The following is a 20,709-nucleotide window of genomic DNA, read 5'->3' on the forward strand; positions in this document are numbered from 1 at the left end:
ACCGAAGCGGCCGCCCGAGGCGAAGCGGGCGATGCGCGAGGATTCCGGATGGAAGATCGCCGAGCCGATACCGATCAGCGAGGCGCCGATCAGGAGCAGCCAGTAATGGCCGGCATGCGCGAGCACCACCAGCCCGACCAGTGACGAGGCCATGCCCCAAGGCAAGGAATAGGGCATCGGCCGCTTGTCGGTGATCATGCCGATCACAGGCTGCAGCAGCGAGGCCGTCACCTGGAAAGTGAACGTAAGAAGGCCGATCTGCCAGAAATCGAGACCGTAATTCTCTTTGAGCAGCGGATAGATCGCCGAAAGCAGCGACTGCATGATGTCGTTGACGCAGTGGCAGAAGCTCACCGCAAGAATGACGGTGAAGGCCGTCGCTTGCGCCGAGGTGTGGCTTGCCGGCGTTGGGGTGGCGACGGCGGTGGCGGTCGTATCGGTCAAGGCAATGCTCCGGGTCTTTTTGGCGGCGAACCGCAGCCAGCCAGCTTTATTGGCCGCTTGTCTTATAATCGGCTTGAATGGCGACTTCTTTCGTGGTTTGGTCCAATAGTTTCGCAAGTGGGCCACATCGAATGCCGCATGGCCGGGAAATCTTCAGGGGCGATGCCGCCGAGCTCGGCCGGCTGCATGAAAGCCGCTGGCAGTGGCTGGAGCAGGCGGTCGGGCCGGCGGTCGCGCTGCCGACCGAATATCCCGACGGCTACCACGTGCCGCGGCACCGCCACAGCCGCAGCCAGTTGCTGCATGCGCTTGTCGGCGTCGTGCTGGTGACGACCAGGCACGGCCGCTGGATGGTGCCGCCCGACCATGCGATGTGGATACCGGCCGGCATCGAGCATTCGGTCGAGATGCTGGGCGACGTCTCGATGCGCTCGGTTTATGTGGTGCCGGATGCAATTCCCGGCCTGCCGGAGGGCTTACGTGTCGTCGGCATTACCGAGCTGATGCACAGTCTGATCGTGGAATCGGAGAAGCTGCCTCAGGGCGGCGAGCTCGAAGGACGCGCCGGGCTGATCATGGGGCTCTTGCTGCATGAGATACCGAACCTGCCGGAGCGGCCGCTCGGCCTGCCTCTTCCGTCGGATCCGAAGCTCGCGGCGCTCTGCCGGCGCTTTGTCGCGGCGCCCTCGCCACATGCGACGATCGACGAATGGGCGGATGCCGCTGGCATGAGCCGGCGCTCCTTCACACGCGCCTTCCACCGCCAGACCGGGCTGTCGCTTTCCACTTGGCGCCAGCAGGCCTGCCTGTTCGCGGCGCTGCCGAGGCTCGCCGACGGCGAACCCATCACCAGGGTGGCGCTCGATCTTGGCTATGACAGCGTGCCGGCGTTCATCACCATGTTCAAGCGCATGCTCGGCAGCTCGCCGCGCGGCTATATGCGCGGCGCGCGCGAGTCAGGCGAGGGGCCAAAGCGATCAAGCGGCCCGGTTCAAGCCAGCAGCGCCGCGGCTTAGTCGAACAGGCTTGAGACCGATTCTTCTGTCGCCGTGCGCGAGATCGCCTCGCCCATCAGGTCGGCGATCGAGATGACGCGGATGTTGGGTGCGTCGAGCACGGCCTGGCTCGGCTGGATGGAATCGGTGATCACCAGTTCCTGCAGTTTCGAGCCACTGATGCGGGCAACCGCGCCGCCCGAGAGCACGCCATGGGTGATGTAGGCAGTGACGCTGGTCGCGCCGTTGGCGAGCAAGGCATCGGCCGCGTTGCAGAGCGTGCCGCCGGAATCGACGATGTCGTCAATCAAGAGGCAATCCTTGCCGGCGACGGCGCCGATGATGTTCATCACCTCGGATTCGCCGGGCCGCTCGCGGCGCTTGTCGACGATGGCGAGCTGCGCATCGAAGCGTTTTGCAAGCGCGCGCGCCCGCACTACGCCGCCGATGTCGGGCGATACGACGACGACATTGCCGAGCTGCTTGTATTTCGCCTTCACGTCGCGGGCCATCACCGGCACCGAGAACAGATTGTCGGTCGGAATGTCGAAGAAGCCCTGGATCTGGCCGGCGTGGAGGTCGAGCGTCAGCACGCGATCGGCGCCGGCGCGGGTGATCATGTTGGCGACGAGCTTGGCCGAAATCGGCGTGCGGCCTGAGGCGCGGCGGTCCTGCCTGGCGTAGCCGAAATAGGGAATGACCGCCGTGATGCGCCTTGCCGAGGAGCGCATGAAGGCGTCCATCATGATGAGCAGCTCCATCAGATGGTCGTTGGTCGGATAGGAGGTCGACTGCAGGATGAAGACATCCTCGCCGCGCACGTTCTCCTGGATCTCGACGAAGATCTCCTGATCGGCGAAGCGCCTGACGCTGGCCTTCCCCAGCGGGATGTTGAGATAGCGAGCGACCGCTTCGGCCAGCACCCTGTTGGAATTGCCCGCAAAAAGCTTCATGCACCGTTCCTGGTGAAGGATGGAGAGACCGGACAGACTCTCATGAGCCTTTATGCCGGGCTTTTAGCGGCCCGCGCCGGTATTGCAAGCCTCGTGATCGGGAATCGCTCGACAAGGCGCAACAAAGGCCGGCTGGATCGCAAGCCGGCAACAGGTTGGTCGATCAACCGGCGCCGTCGCCGCCGAGCCACGCGGTGAACTGGTCGATCGTCTGGTCGGCGATGGCCTGCATGGTCGCCGGCGCTACTGCCGGCCAGCCTTCGCCACTGCCGACCGAGGCCGCTTTCTGCTGCCCATTGATGCGATGCAGGCGGTTGCCCGAAGGATCGTAGATGTCCCAGACATAGATGACTGTGGTCTCCTTGCCTTCGGACATCGTCGAAAAATATCCCTTCAGCACATGCGTCGCCGTCTGGTCGGTGCTGCCGACAAGGGTCACGCCGCGCTGCCTGGCGCGCGTCTGCAATTCCGCCGTCAAGGGTGCTGCGGCCTCCACCGAGGCGCCGACGATCGGCGCTACCTGCAGCCGGGTCTTGGCGATGGCGGCGGCCTGAGCCGGCGTGGCAGGCGTTGAAGCCGCCGCGGTCGCTGTGGGCGCGGGCGCGGTGGTCGTTGTTGGCGATGCGGTGGCCGACGTGCCCTGGGTGGCCGGCAGAGCCTGGGCCGAACCCGCCGGCGGCTTGACGGCAGAAGGATCGAGGACGTCCTTGGCGTTGGTGCAGGCGGCCAGCGCCAGCGCCGCAAGCAATGACACGGTCGTCACCTGCGATCGTCTCATTTGCCCGACAACTCCTTGGTGGCGAACGCCCCCGCGTGAACCAACCATTATGGATTCACTGCACGATCAAGTCGAGATCATGGCGCGAGAGCGGCTTCGGCGCCGATTCCGTGGTAAGATAGGTGCGGCCGAGCGTCATCGCCGTATCGGTTTCCGAATCCATGATGATCATATGCGCGAACAGCGTCATGCTGGGCGCGATCGGCTCCGGATTGCCCTGGTAGAACATCGGCATGTCCATCCAGGACGGCGTGAAGCGGGCGCCGAGCGAATAGCCGCAGGCGTTCAGCCGGTGCTTGGTCAGATTATGCGCCTCGAGCGTGCGGGCATGCGCGTCGAAGACGTCGCCGAAGGAATTGCCCGGCGTCATCGCCTTCTCGACGGCAAGCAGAGCCGCGCGGGCGGCATCGAACAGTTCCTGGTGGCGCTTCGAGATCTTCCCGGTCAAAACGGTGCGCATCATCGCCGCGTGATAGTGATGGAAGACGCCCGCCCATTCGAGCGTCAGCTGGTCGTTCTTGGTGAGCTTGCGGCGGCCGGCCTTGTAGCGGCAGAGCAGGGCATCCGCGCCGGAGCCGATGATGAATTCGTTGGCGGGATAGTCGCCGCCGCCGGCAAAAACTGCTCCTTGCATGGCGGCCAGGATCAGCGCCTCGTCGCCGCCCTGCTTGATCAGCGGCAGCGCGGCATCGAGCGCATCGTCGGCGAGGCTTGCGGCTTTTTCGGCCTTGGCGATCTCGGCCGGACTCTTGAAGAGACGCAGCCGGCCGACGATTCCGGAAGCATCGGCGATCTGGCCGAAGGTCTGCAACTGCTCGTCCACGCGACGGCCATTGTAGGCCGTGAGGCCGTGCGTATCGTATTCCACGCCGATGCGGGCGCCAAGCAGATCGAGATCGTTGAGCAGGTTGCGCAGGTCGATCGCGGGATTGGCGCCATCACGATCGGTCCACAATACGATATTCTCGATGGTCGAGGTGTTTCGCGCCTGCCTCAAATCGGCCGAGCGGGTGAGCAGCACCATCGAGCCGTCGCCCTTCACCACCAGGCACTGGAAGAAGCAGAAGCCGAAAGTGTCGTAGCCGGTCAGCCAGTACATGCTCTCCTGCGCGAACAAAAGCACGGCGTCGAGCTTCTTCTCGGCCATCTCGATCAGCAGCCGGTCGCGCCGCCCGTCGAATTCCGAACGTTCGAAATGCAGCGCCATTACTCTTTCTCCAGAACGATTGCCGAGACCTGCCGCCCGTAATCCGCTTCCTTGCGGTGGGTGGTGCGGCGGTAGGAATAGAAAAGGTGTTCTTCGGCGTAAGTGCAGCGGCCGAGCCCGTCGGCGGTCACGCCGGCCTTGCGCAACCGGTCGACCGTATATTGGTTGAGGTCGAACATCGAGTGGCCAGGGTTCTGCGACGACTTGAAGTAGCGTTGATTGCCGGCGTCGGCCTCGATGAAGCGAGCGACGAATTCCGGTCCCACCTCGTAATTGTCGAGTCCGATGGAAGGGCCGAGCACGGCGACGATGCGATCGCGGCGGGCGCCGAGCCCTTCCATCGCGGCTACGGTGTTTTCGAGCACGCCGGTGAGGGCGCCTTTCCAGCCGGCATGGGCCGCGCCGATGACGCGCGCCTCCGCGTCGGCGAACAGCACCGGACCGCAATCGGCCGTCGAGGCGCCGACAGCGATGCCCGGCCGGTCGGTGACGATGGCGTCGGCCTGGGGGCGAGGGCCGGCAAAAGGCTCCCTGGCAATGACGACATCGGGAGAATGGACCTGGTGCGCGGTGAGGAGATGATCCGCCGGCACGCCCATCCAGTAGGCAACGCGGCGACGGTTCTCGGCAACCAGCGTCTGATCATCGCCGGAGCCCGTGCCGATGTTGAGGCCTTGATAGATGCCGCCGGAGACGCCGCCGATGCGGGTGAAATAGCCGTGGCGTATGCCTGGCGCCTTCGCAAGCAGCGGCGAGCGTACTGGATCGGGTCTGGTCTGATTCAGCATGGAAGGGTTTGTTGTCCGCGTGGGCGATTTCGTCAAGGTGGAGTTCGGTTGGGGGATGTGAGGCTCGGGCAAGTGGCAGGGTCAGCTTGCACGGGTTGCCCGCCGATGTCAGCCAGTTTTCGCGGCTGGCAGGATCTTCATCACCTTGAACAGCTCGCCCATCGCATCGGGGCCGGCAAGGCGCTTGACCGCCTCGGAAATCGCCTGACGCGCGACATCATCGGCCCGGGCGCCCAGCGCGCCGGCGCGCTCGAGCAAGCCCATGCCGAGCAGGAATTCGCTCTGCGTGGTCAGTTCCGCCTGGAGGCCGTGCTCCCGGACGGCTGCGGCCAACGCGGCGAAATCGACGTGAGCGGTAAGATCGGCCCCGCCGGGATTGGCCAGCACGTCTTCGTGATCGTGCCTGCGCACAGCCTGCAATGTGTCGCCGAAGCCCGGCTCAAGATGGCCGTAGTCGATGAACAGCCCGGCGCCGCCATGGCCGGCGATACGCTCGGCAATCGCTGCCATCAGCGCGGCGCGGGCCGGCGCCACCTCGACGATGGCGCCTTGCAGAGCATCGGCCGCGCCGGCCGGCAGCAGCGCCGGGTCGACGGAACCCGCGCCGGCGAAGAAATGAAGATTGTCTTGTTCGTCGAGCCCGACCATGCGCTCGCGCCAGCCGGCGCCGACATAGACGAACTGGCGGATCGGCACGGCGTCGAAGAGTTCATTGCCGACGATGAAGAGCGGCTGCTGCGGCAGCGTGTCGATGGTTTGGTGCCAGCTCAGGGCGGGGCTCTGGCCGGCGAGCGTCTCTTTCTGGATTTCGGCCAGGCGCGGACTGGTCTCGATCATGGCGAAGGAAGCCTTAGCGGCAAGCGCCGGATCGAGGCGGGACCAGGTGCGCAGCATGTCCTTCATCAGCGTGCCGCGACCGGGGCCGATTTCGGCGAAGGTGGCTGGCAGCGGACGCCCGCCGCCTTGCCAGGCCTGGTAGAGCCAGACGGCGACAAGCTCGCCGAACATCTGGCTGATCTCCGGCGCGGTGACGAAGTCGCCGGCGGCGCCGAAGGGCTCGCGCGTCGTATAATAGCCGTCCTCAGGGTCGAACAGGCAGAGCGCCATGTATTCGCTGACCGGGATCGGCCCCACCGCGCCGATCAGGCCGATGATGCGCTCCTTCAGCCTGGTCATGCCGGCTGCGTCTGCGTCGGCTTTGCGGTGGCCATGGCCCAGATGCCGGCGAGCACCATCGGCGAGGACAGGACCATGCCCATGGTCAGCCAGTTGGTGCCGAGCAGATAACCGAGCTGCCGGTCAGGCTCGCGGAAGAACTCGACGAAGATGCGAGACAGGCCGTAGCCGCAGATGAAGGCGCCGCCGACGAAGCGCGGTGTCTTCAGCTTCAGCCGCGAGTGGGTGAGAAAGCGCAGCACCAGGAAGAGCACAAGACCTTCCAGCAGCGCCTCGTAGAGCTGGCTGGGATGCCGGGTGAACGGGCCGCCATTGGGGAATTCGATCGCCCAGGGCACGTCCGACGGACGGCCCCAGAGCTCCGAATTGATGAAATTGGCCACACGCACCAGCCCAAGGCCGACCGGCACGCCGGCCGAGACGACGTCAAACAGCGTCCAGGTATGAATGCCGCGCTTGAGCGAAAAGAGGGTCATGGCGAGGATCACGCCGAGCAGTCCGCCATGGAACGACATGCCGCCCTGCCAGACCGCCAAGGTGTCGAGCGGATGCGCGATATAGCGTGGAAGGTCGTAGAAGAGGACATAGCCGGTGCGCCCGCCGAGCACCACGCCGATCGCCGCCCAGACGATGAAATCGTCAAGATCCTCGGGCTTCATCGGCAGCTTGCCGTCCGGCCAAAGGCTGGCATTGCTGACCAGGCGCTTGGCGTACCACCAGGCGAACAGAATGCCGACGATGTAGCCGACGCCATACCAATGAACCGCCAGCGGCCCGATATGGACGATAACCGGGTCGATATTGGGGAAGGGCAGGGAGGCCAGCGGCAGCAGGAAATATTCGCTCAAACTGGGTCGCTCCGGTTGCGGTCGTCTATCGGGCGCGGACCATGCGGCAGGGTTTTGGCGGGGTCAAGGCACGCTTCGCTTGCAATCCGTGCCGCGCGCCACTACGTCAAAATAATCAAGCGAGGATTTGCCATGTCGACCGGAACGAACCGCATTCTCGATGAATTCGCCAAGCTGATGACCGATGCCGCGGGGGCAGCCCAAGGCGTCAGGCGCGAGATGGAGACGGCTTTCCGCAGCCAGGCCGAGCGCCTGCTCAACTCCATGGATGTGGTGAAACGCGAGGAGTTCGAGGCTGCGCGCGAGATGGCCGTCAAGGCAAGAGAAGACAACATCCAGCTTGCGGTGCGCGTCGAAGCGCTCGAGGCCAAGCTCGCCGAATTGACCGGGCAAGCCGCACCTGCGGCTGCGGCGAAGCCCAGATCAAAAAAATAATCGTAAACTTTTTCCACAAAGCACGATCCGAAAAATCGCTTTGCCGTGAATCGCTTACCGGCATTGCATGAATCTTTTTGACAGCGCCTTTCCACATGCGAATGACGCAGTGCGAAAAATTGGGCTGTTCACGCGACTCCCGATCAATAGACTGAATTTGTTGCATGATTCGAAGCAGGGTCATGCGCCGGGCGGTGGGGTCCGGTTGGGGTCTTTGCGTTTGGAAAGTCCTGGCCGTCCGAGTTCTAGACAAGATTGTTCGTTGTGCGTGCCCTCTCTCGCGGAGCGTGTGGCGGCGCTCTCAGAACGACAGGAAGCATTCATGGAACTCCTCGAACTCGAATTCTCCCGCGAAATCCACCCGGTGGACGTCATCGAGCAGGTGGCCCACAACAATGACTGGTCCTTCGAACGCGCCGGCGACGACGAGATCTCGATTTCGGTGACAGGCAGCTGGACCGACTATCATGTCTCCTTCTCCTGGATGGAAGATTTCGAGGCGCTGCACCTGGCCTGCGCGTTCGACATCAAGGTGCCGGAAACGCGCGCGCTCGAAGTGATGCGGCTCCTGTCGCTGATCAACGAACAGATGCTGTTTGGCCATTTCGACCTGTGGGAGCAGGAGGGCGCGATCATGTTCCGGCAATCGCTGCTGCTTGCCGGCGGGGTCGAGCCGTCGAGCCAGCAGGTCGAGGTGCTTCTGTCATCGGCGTTAGAGGCCTGCGAATGCTATTTCCAGGCCTTCCAATTCGTCGTCTGGTCGGGTACGTCGGCCAAGGACGCGCTGTCCAGCGTGCTCTTTGAAACCCATGGAAGCGCCTGAGCGAAGCCAATACCGCCGATGAGTTCCAGCAGCGAGCGCAAGCCCGAGATCAGCTTTGCCGATTTCGATCGTGTCGACATCCGTGCCGGCACGATCGTCGAGGCTGAGCCCTTTCCGGAGGCGCGCAAGCCGGCATTCAAGCTGAAGATCGATTTCGGCCCGGCGATCGGCGTGAAGAAGTCGTCGGCGCAGATCACCAAATATTATGCGCCGGAGACGCTGATCGGCCGGCAGGTCTTCGCGGTGGTCAATTTCCCGCCGCGCCAGATCGGCCCGTTCATGTCGGAAGTGCTGACGCTTGGCTTTCCGGACGAGGAGGGCGCCGTCGTGCTCGGCGCCATCGAGCGCAAAGTGCCGGACGGCGGGCGTCTATTCTAGAACCAGCCTGGGCCGGCCTGACGTCACCGCGTTCTGACCGGCGCGCTTGCGCGGCATTCCCAGCGCTTCTTCGACAACGTCGAGGAACATCTCGGCGCATGACTTCCAGCTGTAACGCAGTGCGCGCTGGCGCGCCTCCGCGTGGTCAATGTGAAGCGCCTTGAGCGCCGCCTCGCGCAAATCCTCGGATACGGCCCCACCGACGCCGTCGCCGACGATGTCGATCGGTCCGGTCACCGGATAGGCGGCCACCGGCGTGCCGCTGGCCAGAGCCTCGATGATGACGTTGCCGAAGGTGTCGGTGCGGCTCGGAAAGACGAAGACGTCAGCCGAAGCGTAGATTTCCGCCAGTTCGTCGTTCGGGCGATGGCCGAGGAAATGCGCGTTCGGATAGCGGGCGCTGAGCTTTGCCAGTTCCGGCCCTTCGCCGACCACCACCTTGCTGCCGGGGAGATCGAGATCGAGGAAGGCGGTCAGGTTCTTTTCGATCGCGACACGGCCGACGCAGAGGAAGATGGGGCGGGGAAAGCTGGTGTCCTTGCGTTTGTCCGGCCGGAAATGATCGGTGTCGACGCCGCGAGTCCAGGGCCTCAGCTTATCGAAGCCGCGCGAGGCAAGGTCGTCCGCCAACGATTGCGTGGCGACCAGCGTGCCCTGTCCGGAATTGTGGAAGTCGCGCAGCCAGTTATAGGCCCACCTCTCCGGCACCGGCAGGCGGGCGCTGAGATATTCGGGAAAACGCGTGTGGTAGCTGGTGGTAAAGGGACGGCCGGCCTTGCGGCAGTAGCGGCGCGCCATGATGCCGAGCGGCCCTTCGGTGACAATGTGGATGTGGTCGGCCTTTCCCGCTTCGATCAGCCGCGCGACATGACTGGGGGTTGTCAAGGCGAGCCGAATGTCCGGGTAGGTCGGCAGCGGCAAGGTGCGGAAGATGTTCGGCGTCAGAAAATCGACCTGGACTTCGAAGGATTTCAGCGTTTCGGTAAGCCGCTCCAGCGTGTGAACCACGCCGTTGACCTGCGGTCGCCATGCATCGGTGACCATCAGGATTCGCATGGCGACCCTTCGCACAGATTCTTGGGCGCGCCGGCACGATGGCGGAACGGCAGCCAGGCTGCAGCTCGCGCTTCGCTCCAGCGCACCCGGGCGGGTGCGGGATCGAAGCGGGGCGGCATGGCCGAATCGATAAAGGTCGCGCGCTTCATGCGCGCTCTTGACCATGATTTCATGACGGGGGGATGAAGGCCGTCTTTGTCCGACTAAGCCGGCACCTTGATCACGGCTCGCAAACCGCCCAGCGGGCTGTCTTCAAGCATGATGTCGCCGCCATGGGTTCGGGCGATGTCGCGGGCGATCGACAGACCAAGGCCGGTGCCGCTGGCATCGAGATTGCGCGCTTCGTCGAGCCGCAGGAATGGCTTGAACACTTCCTCGCGCTTGTCCGGCGCGATGCCGGGACCGTCATCGTCGATGGTGACGGTCAGCGAGCCGCGGCCGTGATTGGCATGGACCTCGACCGTCTTGGCATATCGGAAGGCATTGCCGATGACATTGGACATCAGCCTGGCAAAGGCGTTCGGCCGCACATGCACGGTCGGATCGCCGGTCAGTGTCGTCGACAGCTTGCATTTGCGCAGTTGCGCTTCCTCGCCAAGCTTCTGGAAATAGGCATCGAGATCGAAGCGGCCGGTGTCTTCCGCCGCCTCGCCGCGGGCAAAGGAGAGATAGCCCTCCAGCATCGACTGCATGTCGTCGATGTCCTGGTTCAGCGCGGCCTTGGTCTCGGCCTTGCCGCCGGCCAGGGCCAGCTGCAGCTTGAAGCGGGTCAGAATGGTCCTGAGATCATGGCTGACGCCGGTCAGCATGGCGGTGCGCTGCTCGATCTGGCGCTCGATGCGCTCGCGCATCTGGATGAAGGCGAAGCCGGCGCGGCGCACTTCCTCCGCGCCGCGCGGACGGAAATCGCGCGGCATCGGCCGGCCCTTGCCGAAGCTCTCGGCGGCTTCGGCCAATGTCAGGATCGGCCTTATTTGATTGCGCAGGAAGGGGATGGCGATCATCAAGAGCACCAGCGAGGTGCCGACCATCCAGATCAGGAAGATATGGGTGTTTGAGGCATAAGCCTGGCTGCGACGCACGAAGACGCGCAGGACCTTGCCTTCGAGCTGGACGCGGACCTCGACGACATTTGAGTTGCCGACCGTGTCGATCCAGAAGGGACGGTTGATCTGCCGAGTAATCTCCGACGACAGGGCCGTGTCGAGGATTGAGAAGAACGGCTTCGGTCCGGGGGCCGGCAGGGGATCGGGCGGCAGCAGATCCACTTTCAGCTGCATACGGTCTTGGGCGATGCGAATGATGTTGGCGTAATCGGCGTCGTGGGGATAGGTCTCCATCATGTCGATGATGGCAGCGATGTCTGCGATCGTCGCCTGCGACAGGCGTTGGGTAACTGTCTGCCAGTGGCGCTCCATGAAGACGAAGGCAACGACCGACTGCAAAAGGATCATCGGCGCGATGACGATGATCAGGGAGCGGGCATAAAGCCGCTTCGGCATGTAGAGCGCGACCAGGCGCCAGAACCGGTTCCAGGCGCGCGGCATCGCCCTCAGCGTGCGCAAAGCGAGATCGCCGAGGCTCCCGGTCTTGGGCTTTTCCAGTTGCGTGGTCGCCATTCGCCCTTCCGCTCGTAGACGGCCATTCAGCCAAGGCCGTCTGCGAGCATGTTATTCCACGCTGAGCCGATACCCAATACCGCGCACGGTCTGCAGCCACACCGGATTTGACGGATCGCGCTCGATCTTGCGGCGCAGCCGGTTGATCTGGACATCGATGGTCCGCTCGCCGACATCCGATTCGTCGCCGACGAGCTCGTGCCGCGGTATGGTTTCGCCCGCCCGGGCGGCGAAGATCGCCAGGATTTCCTGCTCGCGGTCGGTCAGCTTCAGCGCCTCGCCGCCACGCTTCAGTTCGCGCTTGGCGATCTGGAACGTGTAGGGGCCGAAGACGAGCTGCTCGACTTTCGGCGTCGCCGCCGGGCCGCCGCGGCGCAGGATGTTGTTGATGCGCAGGATGAGCTCCCGCGGATCGAAGGGCTTCGGCAGATAGTCGTCGGCGCCGGCCTCGAGCCCGGTGATACGGCTGTCGGTTTCCGACAGCGCCGTAAGCATCAGGATCGGCACGTTCTTCTCGGCCCGCAGCGCCTTGGTGAGGTCGACGCCGGTTTCGCCGGGCATCATGACGTCAAGCACGAGCAGGTCGAAGTCCAGCCCCGCGAGCTTGCGCCGGGCCTCGCCGGAGTTGCCGGCGACGGTGACCCGAAAACCGTTCTCGGACAAATATTGCTTGAGCAGATTGCGAATGCGGGTGTCGTCGTCGACCACCAGCAGATGCGGCGCATCATCGCCGGGCGCTGCCGGATGATCAACCTTCTCAGTGGTCTCCATTTTTCTTCCCCGATGTTTGCGCAGGCACAATGTCGATCTGCGCTCTAAGTTCCGGATTGACCATCGCCTCGAGGAATCTCTCGATCGAGGCTCGCTCGGCGGTCCCGGAATCCTCCAATGCAGCACGGATGCGGCGCGACTGTGGCCGTGCCAGCGCCAGTGCCAGCGCGCGGCCTTTGGCTGTCGGATAGAGCTCGCGCTGCCGGCGGTCGCGCAACCCTTGCACCTGGACAATATGGTCCGTGTCGATCAGCTGCTTCAACACCCGCGCCAGGCTCTGCTTGGTGATCTTCAGCACGTCGAGCAGCTCGGCAACCGTCAGTCCGGGCCTGCGGTTGACGAAATGCAGGACGCGGTGATGGGCACGGCCGAAGCCGTAATCGGCAAGGATCTGGTCGGGATCGGAGGTGAAGTCGCGATAGGCGAAGAAAAACAGCTCGATGATGGCAAAGTCGATGCCGTCCTCTTCGGTGATCGCCGTCCTGATCGGTTTTCCGGCTGCGGGGCTTCGATCCGTCATCATTTCTCCATGCCAGCGGGGAATTACGTCAGTACTGTTGACGTAATTTCCCGCAAATGATAATTTTTGACAAGCTTTTCGGCGGATTGCGAACGAAAAGGCAAGCGGAAGCCGTTTTTCCGGAACTTCCTAAGTTTGCCAGGGATTGAATATCCGCCTACGCTTCCAGACACAGGCCGGCGGTTTCGGACCCAGTGGCGGGGCCGATACGAAAGGCCGTATGACACAACGATTGGCGGGCGCCCGCCCGCGGGAGGTTTCCATGGCATCCGTTCCCTTCGATCAACTGGACGGCTTCATCTGGATGAACGGGGAGTTCGTCAAATGGGGCGAGGCCAAGATCCACGTGCTGACCCATGGCCTGCACTATGCCAGCGCCGTCTTCGAGGGCGAGCGCGCCTATGGCGGCCAGATATTCAAGCTCACCGAGCACAATGAGCGCCTGCATGAATCGGCGCGCCTGCTCGGCTTCAAGATTCCCTACTCGGTCGGCGAGATCGACGAGGCTTGCCGCACGCTTCTGAAGAAGCAAGGTTTCAAGGACGCCTATGTGCGTCCGATTGCCTGGCGCGGCAGCGAGCAGATGGGTGTTTCGGCGCAGAACAACCGCATCAACTGCGCCATCGCCATCTGGCAGTGGCCGAGCTATTTCGACCCGGCGCAGAAGCTGAAGGGCATCCGCCTCGACGTCGCCGAATGGCGCCGGCCCGACCCGCGCACCGCGCCATCCAAGTCCAAGGCTGCCGGCCTCTACATGATCTGCACGCTTTCCAAGCACGCCGCCGAGGCCAAGGGCTACGCCGACGCCATGATGCTCGACTGGCGCGGCCAGGTGGCGGAAGCCACCGGCGCCAACATCTTCTTCGTCAAGGACGGCAAAATCCACACTCCGACGCCCGACTGCTTCCTCGACGGCATCACCCGCCGCACCGTCATCGGCCTGGCCAAGGACCGCGGCTTCGAGGTGATCGAGCGCGCCATCATGCCCGAAGAGCTCGATGGCTTTGAGCAGTGCTTCCTTACCGGCACGGCCGCGGAAGTCACGCCGGTCTCGGAAATCGGCCCGTACCGATTCGAGGTCGGCGAGATCGCCAAGACGTTGATGAACGACTATTCTGCCGCGGTGCAGCCAAAGCACGCCATCGCCGCAGAATAGCGATAGTCACAGCCTTTTTGTGCAAACGGGGCGGTTTCGGGCCGCCCCTTTTATTTAGGCGCCTGCGCAGCAATTCGGCGTCTCATGGGTGCGGGCGATCCGGCGACGGCAGCGGAGCAGCCGGTGGGACTGGCAGGGCGATGGGCATACAAAGCATCATCGTCGGCGCCGGCCCCATCCTCACCGACATCATGCGCGCGGTCATGACCGTGATGAAGAATAGGCTTGGCAGAATTTCAGGCTTCCCATGGACGGCTGTGGCCGCCCATTTCTTTTAGAGGGATCACCGGTGGACGCAGTCGGCTGTGCCCTCTACATCAGGGCAACACCTCGAAAGGAAAGCCATGGGTCAGCTCAATGCCGGCATCGTGCCGGTCACGCCCTTCCAGCAGAATTGCACCATTCTCTTCGACATGGACGACGAACAAGGTGTCGTCGTCGATCCCGGCGGCGACGTCGACAAGATAGTGGCAGTGCTTAAGGACAACGCGATCAGGGCGAAGGCGATCTGGATCACTCACGGCCATATCGATCATGCCGGCGGCGCGATGGATCTGAAGGATGCACTCGGCATCGACATCATCGGCCCGCACGAGGCCGATCGGCCGCTGCTTGCCAATCTCGAGACCCAGGCCAAGCGCTTCGGCCTTACCGATCCGGTGCGCAATTGCATTCCGGACCGTTTTCTCAGCGAAGGCGACACGGTCTCTTTCGGGGAGCATTCGTTCGAGGTGCTGCATTGTCCGGGGCACGCGCCGGGCCACGTCGTCTACTACAACCGCGCGGCCAAATTCGCCCATGTCGGCGACGTGCTGTTTCGCGGCTCTATCGGCCGCACCGATCTGCCAGGCGGCGATCACGCCGCGCTGATCACCTCGATCAAAGACAAGCTGCTGCCGCTCGGAGACGATATCGGCTTCATCTGCGGTCACGGTCCGGGCGGCCGCTTCGGCGAGGAGCGCCGGACGAATCCCTTCCTGGCCTGATCCTCTGCGCAAAGAAAAAGCGCCGCTGGAGGGCGGCGCTTTTGCCTGGACTGGAAACCGTAAGTCTTAGTTGGCAACACAGAAATGCTGTTCGCCATCGTTGCCCGTGAATGTGCCGGTACGCGAGTTGAAGGTGCGGTAGCGGTCGGAGCAATACTCGTACCATTCGCGGGTCCACGGCTCGGCATAGCGGTCGGCATAGACGACGCGCGGCTGTACATAGTAGCGGCGAACGGGGCGGTCGACATAATAGCCGTCATCATAGGCGGGATCGTAGTATCTCGGCCCAGGGTTGCTGAGAGCGCTACCGATCAGGGCGCCCGCCGCCAGGCCGACAACGCCCGCGGCAAGGGCGTCGCCGCCATTGTGATGATGACGACGCCAGCGCCAATCATCAGCATTTGCCGCCGAGAAGGTGGCCAAAGTGGTCGCGGCGACGCCGGCGGTCACAATGGCGGTCTTGAGAATTCGGTTCATTTTCGGTCTCCTTCGCGCCGGCCCGCGTATTTCAGGGGATGCGGGTCGGCTTTAGCAGGGGTTAGTAGAAGACCGTGGCTGAACGGAGGCTGAACGGCACTGCGCGAACGATTCGCGGCTCGACAAAATTCCGAGCTCTGCGGGAGCGCCCCGCCTGCTCAGTCTCCGTCGGATCTGTCTTGTGCCGGCTTAGCCGATAGACAGGTTGACGGCCTTCGGACCCTTGCCTCGCTTGTCGGGCTCGGTGTCGAATGTCACTTTCTGCCCATCCTCAAGACCGGGAAGGCCCGACGCCTGCACGGCCGAAATATGGACGAAGACGTCCTTCGCGCCATCGTCGGGCGTGATGAAGCCGAAGCCCTTGGCATGGTTGAAGAATTTGACGGTGCCGGTCTGCGGCATGGGAAGCTCCTTTGATCCCATCAAGTCAGTCTCGGGCCGGCAAACTGCCCGAGAGGAAATTTGTCCTTTATTTTAGCGCTATCGGCAAGAGAAAGTTTTCGCCTGCCAATACAACTATTTGCCGGACAAAAAAGGGCGCGACGGAACCGTCGCGCCCTCGAAAACTCAAGCTTCCTGCGAAGCCGATTCATGATCCTGCCACGCCGTTCATCAGCGGAAGGACAGGCAGCGTCGCCCGCTCAGGCGGCGCGGAGGTTGACCGCCTTCGGACCCTTGCCCATGCGGTCAGGCTCGACGTCGAAGGTGACCTTCTGGCCGTCGACGAGCGTACGCAGGCCGGAGGCCTCGATCGCGGAGATGTGGACGAACACGTCCTTGGCGCCGCCGTCAGGCGTGATGAAGCCGAAGCCTTTGGTGGCGTTGAAGAACTTTACGGTGCCGGTCTGGGCCATGGGGGAAACTCCTTCACCCGTATCAGTCTCGTGGGCTCGCCCGCTTCCTTGGGCTGATCCCGGTGTTGCTTCGGCAGTCATGCATTCGCGCATGGTCAAAGCCCCCGCCGAAAAACGGGGCCGTCAGAGATTCACACTATCGGGGAAAGGTCGTCCAAAACGTGCCGCTCTCCGGGTCGCAAATGCCCGAACACCAAATTTATTACACGGAAATGTGATGGTTGCAAGACAGCACCGCGGGCCGCCCTCGGCGCGCCCAACGCGAGGCCATCGATAGACCCGGCGCCATGACCGGTCATCGGCCAGTGAAAAGCCGGGCATGGGCCAGTGCGAGAAGCCGACCGGCGATAAATTTCGCCCCGGGCAAAGCACAAGCCGGGGTTGCGTTCGATCCCAAAATGGCGAGGAATTGCGCGAGCTGGCGCGATCGCGCCTGAGCCAGATAGGAGAGGGACCTATGCGATTTCTTGCGGCAATCGTTTCGCAGCAGGGCCTTGTCGCCCTGCTACTGTCGGCATTGCTGGCGGCCTGTACGGTGGTCGTCGACGAAGGACCGCGTCCGCGCCCGCCAAGGCCGCATCCGCAGCTCTGCACCATGCACTACGAACCGGTCTGCGCAAGACGCGGCGGCGACCGCCAGACCTTCGCCAATGCCTGCCTGGCGGAGCGGGCAGGGTATCGTATCGTGCGTGACGGGCCTTGCCGGGATGGCGGCGGTGGCGGCGAGCAAACCTTCTGCACCCGCGAATACGCGCCGGTCTGCGCCAGACGCTACGGCGAGGTGCGCACTTTCCCGAATGCGTGCGAGGCCCGCGCGGCGGACTATCGCATCATCGGCGACGGGCCTTGCTAGCGGCATTGCGGGCAAGTCGCCGGAGCGCTGCCCACACACTTGCATCTGCCGCCCGCTTGGCTTAGGTCCGGCGGGCGGACAAACACGGCAGGTTTCCCATTAACAGAGATCAGAGAAGAGCGGCAAACGCGGGCGGCAAGCCAGGATCGGCGAGCCCCCTCGATCCCTATGTGCAACGGGCGCTGCAGCTGCACCAGGCAGGACGCCGGCAGGAGGCGGAGTCGCTTTACCGGCAGGTGCTGGGGCAGCAGCCTAATCATGCCGCCGCGCTGCATTTCCTCGGGCTCCTCCTGCACCAGACCGGTCGCAGCGAGGAAGGGCTGGACTTCATCGAGCAGTCGGTCACGCTGCAGCCCCAAAATGCCGATTTCCTCAACAACATGGGCACGGTGATGCGCGACCTCGGCCGCGTTGCCGCCGCCGTCGATTTCTTCCGTGGCGCGGTGGACATCCGCCCGGACCAACTCGCGGCACGCGACAATCTCGGCTCGTCGCTGAAGCAGCTCGGCCAGTTCGATGGCGCTGAGGAGATCTATCGCGGCACGATCGGCCGCAACCCGTTCCATGTCCGCGCCCGCATCGGCCTTGCCGAAACGCTGCAGGAAGCCGGGCGGCTCGACGAGGCGATTGCGCTCTTCCGCGAGTCGCTGTCGATCCGGCCCAAGGATGCCGAGCTGCTCTACGGACTGGGCGTCGCCCTGATGGAGAAGGGCAAGCTCGCCGAGGCCGCCGATCTTGCCCGCCAGGCGGTGGCGATCGCTCCGGCGATGGCGAAAGCCTGGCTTCTGCTGACCCAGGTCAAGCGCCAGACAGAGCGCGACGCCGAGCTTGCCGGCATGGAGGCCGAGCACGCCAAGGCGCCGCAGGACAGCCTTGCGCGCATGCAGCTTTCCTTTGGCCTCGGCAAGGCCAATGACGATCTGAAGGATTATGGCCGCGCCTTCGACTATTTCGCCGAGGGCAATGCGATCCGCCGCAAGGGCATCGATTACGACCCGGTGAGAACGCGCGACGAGTTCGAAGCGATGAAGTCGGCCTTCGACAAGGCCTTCTTCGAAAAGCACAGGCCGAGCGACATTTCCGACGACACGCCGATCTTCGTCGTCGGCATGCCGCGTTCCGGCACGACGCTGGTCGAGCAGATCATCGCCAGCCATCCGCAGGTCTTTGGCGCGGGCGAGCTCAGCATCCTGAAGTCGGTCGTCGGCAGGCAGTTTCCGATGAGCATGCCGGGCGGTTTTCCCTCAGGGATAGCCGACATGCCGGACAAGGCCTTTGCCGAAGCCGGGCAGGCCTATATCGACATGCTGCATGCCCGGTATCCGGGCTTCCGCCATGTCACCGACAAGATGCCGGGCAACTTCCTGCTGGTCGGCTTCCTGCACATGATGCTGCCGAAGGCGAAGATCGTGCATTGCGCGCGCGACGCCGCGGCCACGTGCCTGTCGATCTTCAAAGTGCATTTCCGCGGCGACAGCCATCGTTACGGCTACGATCTCGGCGAGCTCGCCGATTTCCATAACCTTTACACCGATATCATGGCGCATTGGCACAAAGTTCTGCCCGGCGTCGTCCACGACGTCCGCTACGAGGATTTCGTCGCCGATCAGGAAGGCCAGACGCGGGCGCTGATGGCGCATCTCGGCCTGCCTTGGGACGACAAGGTGCTGGCGTTCCACGAGACCGACCGGCCGGTGCGCACGGCGTCGGCCGCGCAGGTGCGCCAGCCGATGTATCAGGGCTCGGTCGACCTGTGGAAGCGTTATGGGGAGCGGCTGAAGCCGCTGCTCGTCAAGCTCCAGAACGGATAGAGCCGGGTTGGACTGGTAGGCCGCTTGCTCTCAGCCATCGCAGGCCTGTGAGATTAGCCGCTGCCTCGCAACCTCGTCATTCCAGGGGGAAGCAGGAGCTCCGCTCCTGCTCCGCCCTGGATGAGGACCGAATCGGCTGTGCTCAAACCTCGATAAATGGCTGGAAGCCGCCGAAGATCATGCGCTTCCCGTCGAAGGGCATTGTCGACCAGTCCATCTTGAGACGTTCGTCGGCCATCACTTTCGCCATGACCGCGTCGCGGCTCTGCCTGGATTCGTAAACGACCCAGGCAAAGATGACGACTTCGTCGTCCTTCGCCTGCACGGCGCGCGGGAACGAGGTCAGTTCGCCATAGGGCACGTCGTCGCCGATGCATTCGACATAGGCGAGCGCGCCGTGCTCCTTCCAGACGGCGCCGGCATTCGCAGCCATTTTCTTGTAGTCATCGAGATTTGCCTTCGGCACGGCAAGCACGAAACCATCGACATAGGACATGGGTAAGCTCCTTCGCTGAAAACGAGCGCCGGGCCGGCGGGGATACGACCCGGCGCGGGTGAGCGCGTCAGCCCTGGGATTGGCGGCCGACGCTTGCTCGCTGGGAAACCTATTTTACCGGCGCGTTCATCGCCCAGGCGACGCCGAAGGGATCCTTCACCTGGCCCCAGCGGTCGCCCCAGAACATTACCTGGAGGGGCGTGACGACTTCGCAGCCGGCGTCTACCGCGCGCTTCCACCAGGCATCGACGTCGTCACTACCGAGATGGAGTTGGAGCGTATAACCCTGCGCCGCCTGATGCGGATGGCCGTGCTCGGGATAGGCGTCGCCCAGCATGAGCGTCGAGCCGTTGACATAGAGATGGATATGCATGGTGCGGCCCTTGTCGTCCGGCGGATAGGCAAAGACTTCCTCGGCCCCGAAAGCCTTCTTGTAGAACTCGGCCGCCTTGATGGCGCCGTCGACCTGCAGATAGGGGGTCAATCCGCCAAGAACTTTGGCGCGGGGCGGGTTCTGGTCGGTCATTTCACGTGTTCCTCTTCACGGGTTGATTGGGCGTTGCGATCAAAAGACGGACGAGGCGACAGCAATCCTACACGGGCAGCGGAATTTTTTTAGCGGGCCGGGCCCGGACCGGCCGCGCAGCCGGTGAAGCCGATGACCGTCGCATGAACCCGTTGGTCACTTTCAAATGACGTCGGTCGAGAAAGTGGCTGTGCAGCGGCCGTTTCGCGTGTCGAGAATTTCCGGAAAACCGATGTCCTTGCGCAGGTCGGCCGGCAGCGAAAGCAGAATGCGCTCGCTGCGGTAGCGGGCGCGCGCCGTCGCATATTGGCTGGCGATGCGGCTGATGGATGACAAGATGGACATGATAAACTCTCCCTGGTTGGTGCCGTCAGCACCGTGTCGGCATCCCAAGGACGAGGAATGCTGCGGCAATCCGACAGGTCACCGGAATTTTTCATGCGCGCCCGGAAAGCCGGCCCGTATAGGCCGGCCCCCCGTATAGGCCGGCCTTGTCGTGGCTATCAGCGCTCCGTCGCGGCCACCGAGCGGAAGAACCCTTCCGGACTGTCGACTTCGGTCAGCCGCCGCTTCTCGATCAGCCAGAACCGGTTGCCGATCGCGCGGATGAAGGAGCGGTCGTGCGAGGCGAGCAGGCAGCTTGCCTGATGCTTCAGCAACTCGTCCTCCAGCGCTTCCTGGCCGTCAATGTCGAGGTGATTGGTCGGCTCGTCGAGAAGGTAGAAATTGGGGTTGAGGAGCCGCAGCACCAGCAACATC

General features: G+C 63.5%; 26 protein-coding genes and 1 pseudogene. 8 read left to right on the top strand and 19 right to left on the bottom strand.

Annotated elements, in window-relative coordinates; genetic code table 11:
* On the bottom strand, window positions 1–444 hold a 444-nt coding region (locus EOA75_RS10425), incomplete at its 3' end, for an MFS transporter (protein ID WP_164747340.1).
* A 131-nt stretch (window positions 445–575) separates the two neighbouring features.
* Between EOA75_RS10425 and EOA75_RS10430 the strand changes: the two genes are divergently transcribed.
* The gene (locus EOA75_RS10430) at window positions 576–1,460 is read left to right on the top strand and encodes a helix-turn-helix transcriptional regulator (protein WP_095801665.1); all 885 of its coding nucleotides are present in this window, start codon (window positions 576–578) and stop codon (window positions 1,458–1,460) included.
* Here EOA75_RS10430 and EOA75_RS10435 read toward each other — a convergent pair.
* The 6 genes from EOA75_RS10435 to lgt all read right to left on the bottom strand — a co-directional run bounded on the left by EOA75_RS10435 (window position 1,457) and on the right by lgt (window position 7,189).
* A complete protein-coding gene (locus EOA75_RS10435) occupies window positions 1,457–2,392 on the bottom strand; it encodes a ribose-phosphate pyrophosphokinase (protein ID WP_066994382.1) in 936 nt (311 codons plus the stop codon). The two genes, EOA75_RS10430 and EOA75_RS10435, sit on opposite strands and share 4 nt — an antisense overlap.
* Before the next feature lie 163 nt (window positions 2,393–2,555).
* Window positions 2,556–3,170, bottom strand: coding sequence for a hypothetical protein (locus EOA75_RS10440; RefSeq protein WP_095801664.1), 615 nt, complete (start codon window positions 3,168–3,170; stop codon window positions 2,556–2,558).
* Window positions 3,171–3,225: 55 nt separating this feature from the next.
* Window positions 3,226–4,377, bottom strand: coding sequence for a Xaa-Pro peptidase family protein (locus EOA75_RS10445; RefSeq protein WP_127324205.1), 1,152 nt, complete (start codon window positions 4,375–4,377; stop codon window positions 3,226–3,228).
* Window positions 4,377–5,165, bottom strand: coding sequence for a peptidoglycan editing factor PgeF (gene pgeF / locus EOA75_RS10450; protein ID WP_067326578.1), 789 nt, complete (start codon window positions 5,163–5,165; stop codon window positions 4,377–4,379). Before pgeF ends, EOA75_RS10445 begins: the two co-directional genes overlap by 1 nt.
* 108 nt (window positions 5,166–5,273) lie before the next feature.
* On the bottom strand, window positions 5,274–6,341 hold the full coding sequence (locus tag EOA75_RS10455; RefSeq protein WP_067326581.1) for a class I SAM-dependent methyltransferase: 1,068 nt from the start codon (window positions 6,339–6,341) through the stop codon (window positions 5,274–5,276).
* On the bottom strand, window positions 6,338–7,189 hold the full coding sequence (lgt, locus tag EOA75_RS10460) for a prolipoprotein diacylglyceryl transferase (RefSeq protein WP_127324206.1): 852 nt from the start codon (window positions 7,187–7,189) through the stop codon (window positions 6,338–6,340). The genes EOA75_RS10455 and lgt overlap by 4 nt, the downstream gene beginning before the upstream one ends.
* 132 nt (window positions 7,190–7,321) lie before the next feature.
* On the opposite strand from lgt, the gene EOA75_RS10465 reads away from it, so the two are divergent.
* The 3 genes from EOA75_RS10465 (at window position 7,322) to EOA75_RS10475 (ending at window position 8,825) form a co-directional block, all read left to right on the top strand.
* Window positions 7,322–7,624 carry an accessory factor UbiK family protein gene (locus tag EOA75_RS10465; protein ID WP_066994397.1) on the top strand — a complete coding sequence of 101 codons (303 nt, stop codon included), beginning with the start codon at window positions 7,322–7,324 and terminating at the stop codon, window positions 7,622–7,624.
* A gap of 322 nt (window positions 7,625–7,946) precedes the next feature.
* Window positions 7,947–8,447, top strand: a complete 501-nt coding sequence (locus tag EOA75_RS10470; RefSeq protein ID WP_066994911.1) for a YbjN domain-containing protein — start codon at window positions 7,947–7,949, stop codon at window positions 8,445–8,447.
* Between the two features lie 18 nt (window positions 8,448–8,465).
* The gene (locus EOA75_RS10475) at window positions 8,466–8,825 is read left to right on the top strand and encodes a tRNA-binding protein (protein WP_066994400.1); all 360 of its coding nucleotides are present in this window, start codon (window positions 8,466–8,468) and stop codon (window positions 8,823–8,825) included.
* On the opposite strand, the gene EOA75_RS10480 is transcribed toward EOA75_RS10475, so the two are convergent.
* From EOA75_RS10480 to EOA75_RS10495, 5 genes are read right to left on the bottom strand one after another with little or no spacing between them, the layout of a single operon-like run.
* Window positions 8,817–9,881, bottom strand: a complete 1,065-nt coding sequence (locus EOA75_RS10480) for a glycosyltransferase family 1 protein (RefSeq protein WP_127324207.1) — start codon at window positions 9,879–9,881, stop codon at window positions 8,817–8,819. The two genes, EOA75_RS10475 and EOA75_RS10480, sit on opposite strands and share 9 nt — an antisense overlap.
* Window positions 9,869–10,030, bottom strand: coding sequence for a hypothetical protein (locus tag EOA75_RS33945; protein WP_164746746.1), 162 nt, complete (start codon window positions 10,028–10,030; stop codon window positions 9,869–9,871). Before EOA75_RS33945 ends, EOA75_RS10480 begins: the two co-directional genes overlap by 13 nt.
* Before the next feature lie 54 nt (window positions 10,031–10,084).
* Complete coding sequence (locus EOA75_RS10485; RefSeq protein ID WP_082953957.1) at window positions 10,085–11,500, bottom strand: ATP-binding protein; 1,416 nt, start codon at window positions 11,498–11,500, stop codon at window positions 10,085–10,087.
* Window positions 11,501–11,551: 51 nt separating this feature from the next.
* Window positions 11,552–12,271 (bottom strand): response regulator transcription factor, encoded by a 720-nt coding sequence (locus tag EOA75_RS10490; protein WP_059188911.1) that lies wholly within the window; start codon window positions 12,269–12,271, stop codon window positions 11,552–11,554.
* On the bottom strand, window positions 12,258–12,791 hold the full coding sequence (locus EOA75_RS10495; RefSeq protein WP_127216859.1) for a MarR family transcriptional regulator: 534 nt from the start codon (window positions 12,789–12,791) through the stop codon (window positions 12,258–12,260). Before EOA75_RS10495 ends, EOA75_RS10490 begins: the two co-directional genes overlap by 14 nt.
* 262 nt (window positions 12,792–13,053) lie before the next feature.
* Here EOA75_RS10495 and EOA75_RS10500 point away from each other — a divergent pair, with 262 nt between their 5' ends.
* Together EOA75_RS10500 and EOA75_RS10505 are read left to right on the top strand one after the other, a co-directional pair.
* On the top strand, window positions 13,054–13,947 hold the full coding sequence (locus EOA75_RS10500) for a branched-chain amino acid aminotransferase (RefSeq protein WP_095781295.1): 894 nt from the start codon (window positions 13,054–13,056) through the stop codon (window positions 13,945–13,947).
* Window positions 13,948–14,291: 344 nt separating this feature from the next.
* A complete protein-coding gene (locus EOA75_RS10505; RefSeq protein ID WP_127324208.1) occupies window positions 14,292–14,933 on the top strand; it encodes an MBL fold metallo-hydrolase in 642 nt (213 codons plus the stop codon).
* A 66-nt stretch (window positions 14,934–14,999) separates the two neighbouring features.
* Here EOA75_RS10505 and EOA75_RS10510 read toward each other — a convergent pair whose 3' ends face one another.
* The 3 genes from EOA75_RS10510 to EOA75_RS10520 form a co-directional block, all read right to left on the bottom strand.
* Window positions 15,000–15,410, bottom strand: a complete 411-nt coding sequence (locus EOA75_RS10510; protein ID WP_066994411.1) for a BA14K family protein — start codon at window positions 15,408–15,410, stop codon at window positions 15,000–15,002.
* Window positions 15,411–15,599: 189 nt separating this feature from the next.
* Window positions 15,600–15,812 (bottom strand): cold-shock protein, encoded by a 213-nt coding sequence (locus tag EOA75_RS10515; RefSeq protein ID WP_006202521.1) that lies wholly within the window; start codon window positions 15,810–15,812, stop codon window positions 15,600–15,602.
* A gap of 239 nt (window positions 15,813–16,051) precedes the next feature.
* On the bottom strand, window positions 16,052–16,264 hold the full coding sequence (locus EOA75_RS10520) for a cold-shock protein (RefSeq protein WP_006202520.1): 213 nt from the start codon (window positions 16,262–16,264) through the stop codon (window positions 16,052–16,054).
* Between the two features lie 457 nt (window positions 16,265–16,721).
* Here EOA75_RS10520 and EOA75_RS10525 point away from each other — a divergent pair, with 457 nt between their 5' ends.
* Window positions 16,722–17,117, top strand: coding sequence for a Kazal-type serine protease inhibitor domain-containing protein (locus EOA75_RS10525; protein ID WP_095823255.1), 396 nt, complete (start codon window positions 16,722–16,724; stop codon window positions 17,115–17,117).
* 170 nt (window positions 17,118–17,287) lie between these two features.
* Window positions 17,288–18,928 (top strand): tetratricopeptide repeat-containing sulfotransferase family protein, encoded by a 1,641-nt coding sequence (locus EOA75_RS10530; RefSeq protein WP_127324209.1) that lies wholly within the window; start codon window positions 17,288–17,290, stop codon window positions 18,926–18,928.
* A gap of 142 nt (window positions 18,929–19,070) precedes the next feature.
* Here EOA75_RS10530 and EOA75_RS10535 read toward each other — a convergent pair whose 3' ends face one another.
* The 4 genes and pseudogenes from EOA75_RS10535 to EOA75_RS10550 form a co-directional block, all read right to left on the bottom strand.
* A complete protein-coding gene (locus EOA75_RS10535; protein ID WP_067326604.1) occupies window positions 19,071–19,424 on the bottom strand; it encodes a DUF1428 family protein in 354 nt (117 codons plus the stop codon).
* A gap of 109 nt (window positions 19,425–19,533) precedes the next feature.
* A complete protein-coding gene (locus tag EOA75_RS10540) occupies window positions 19,534–19,950 on the bottom strand; it encodes a glyoxalase/bleomycin resistance/extradiol dioxygenase family protein (RefSeq protein WP_066994423.1) in 417 nt (138 codons plus the stop codon).
* 162 nt (window positions 19,951–20,112) lie between these two features.
* Window positions 20,113–20,295, bottom strand: coding sequence for a hypothetical protein (locus EOA75_RS10545; RefSeq protein ID WP_067326607.1), 183 nt, complete (start codon window positions 20,293–20,295; stop codon window positions 20,113–20,115).
* Between the two features lie 158 nt (window positions 20,296–20,453).
* Window positions 20,454–20,709: pseudogene (locus EOA75_RS10550) on the bottom strand (ABC transporter ATP-binding protein); the annotation flags it as partial.

This window comes from Mesorhizobium sp. M1A.F.Ca.IN.022.07.1.1, assembly GCF_003997575.1.
Taxonomy (GTDB): Bacteria; Pseudomonadota; Alphaproteobacteria; order Rhizobiales; family Rhizobiaceae; genus Mesorhizobium.

Coding starts and splice junctions, on each gene's coding strand:
- EOA75_RS10480 (WP_127324207.1), bottom strand. CDS start 9,881: ATGCGAATCCTGATGGTCACCGATGCATGGCGACCGCAGGTCAACGGC.
- EOA75_RS10490 (WP_059188911.1), bottom strand. CDS start 12,271: ATGGAGACCACTGAGAAGGTTGATCATCCGGCAGCGCCCGGCGATGAT.
- EOA75_RS10500 (WP_095781295.1), top strand. CDS start 13,054: ATGGCATCCGTTCCCTTCGATCAACTGGACGGCTTCATCTGGATGAAC.
- EOA75_RS10435 (WP_066994382.1), bottom strand. CDS start 2,392: ATGAAGCTTTTTGCGGGCAATTCCAACAGGGTGCTGGCCGAAGCGGTC.
- EOA75_RS10520 (WP_006202520.1), bottom strand. CDS start 16,264: ATGGCCCAGACCGGCACCGTAAAGTTCTTCAACGCCACCAAAGGCTTC.
- EOA75_RS10495 (WP_127216859.1), bottom strand. CDS start 12,791: ATGACGGATCGAAGCCCCGCAGCCGGAAAACCGATCAGGACGGCGATC.
- EOA75_RS10515 (WP_006202521.1), bottom strand. CDS start 15,812: ATGCCGCAGACCGGCACCGTCAAATTCTTCAACCATGCCAAGGGCTTC.
- EOA75_RS10475 (WP_066994400.1), top strand. CDS start 8,466: ATGAGTTCCAGCAGCGAGCGCAAGCCCGAGATCAGCTTTGCCGATTTC.
- EOA75_RS10470 (WP_066994911.1), top strand. CDS start 7,947: ATGGAACTCCTCGAACTCGAATTCTCCCGCGAAATCCACCCGGTGGAC.
- EOA75_RS10445 (WP_127324205.1), bottom strand. CDS start 4,377: ATGGCGCTGCATTTCGAACGTTCGGAATTCGACGGGCGGCGCGACCGG.
- EOA75_RS10505 (WP_127324208.1), top strand. CDS start 14,292: ATGGGTCAGCTCAATGCCGGCATCGTGCCGGTCACGCCCTTCCAGCAG.
- EOA75_RS10455 (WP_067326581.1), bottom strand. CDS start 6,341: ATGACCAGGCTGAAGGAGCGCATCATCGGCCTGATCGGCGCGGTGGGG.
- EOA75_RS10485 (WP_082953957.1), bottom strand. CDS start 11,500: ATGGCGACCACGCAACTGGAAAAGCCCAAGACCGGGAGCCTCGGCGAT.
- EOA75_RS10430 (WP_095801665.1), top strand. CDS start 576: ATGCCGCATGGCCGGGAAATCTTCAGGGGCGATGCCGCCGAGCTCGGC.
- EOA75_RS33945 (WP_164746746.1), bottom strand. CDS start 10,030: ATGAAGCGCGCGACCTTTATCGATTCGGCCATGCCGCCCCGCTTCGAT.
- EOA75_RS10535 (WP_067326604.1), bottom strand. CDS start 19,424: ATGTCCTATGTCGATGGTTTCGTGCTTGCCGTGCCGAAGGCAAATCTC.
- EOA75_RS10525 (WP_095823255.1), top strand. CDS start 16,722: ATGCGATTTCTTGCGGCAATCGTTTCGCAGCAGGGCCTTGTCGCCCTG.
- EOA75_RS10465 (WP_066994397.1), top strand. CDS start 7,322: ATGTCGACCGGAACGAACCGCATTCTCGATGAATTCGCCAAGCTGATG.
- pgeF (WP_067326578.1), bottom strand. CDS start 5,165: ATGCTGAATCAGACCAGACCCGATCCAGTACGCTCGCCGCTGCTTGCG.
- EOA75_RS10545 (WP_067326607.1), bottom strand. CDS start 20,295: ATGTCCATCTTGTCATCCATCAGCCGCATCGCCAGCCAATATGCGACG.
- EOA75_RS10540 (WP_066994423.1), bottom strand. CDS start 19,950: ATGACCGACCAGAACCCGCCCCGCGCCAAAGTTCTTGGCGGATTGACC.
- EOA75_RS10440 (WP_095801664.1), bottom strand. CDS start 3,170: ATGAGACGATCGCAGGTGACGACCGTGTCATTGCTTGCGGCGCTGGCG.
- EOA75_RS10510 (WP_066994411.1), bottom strand. CDS start 15,410: ATGAACCGAATTCTCAAGACCGCCATTGTGACCGCCGGCGTCGCCGCG.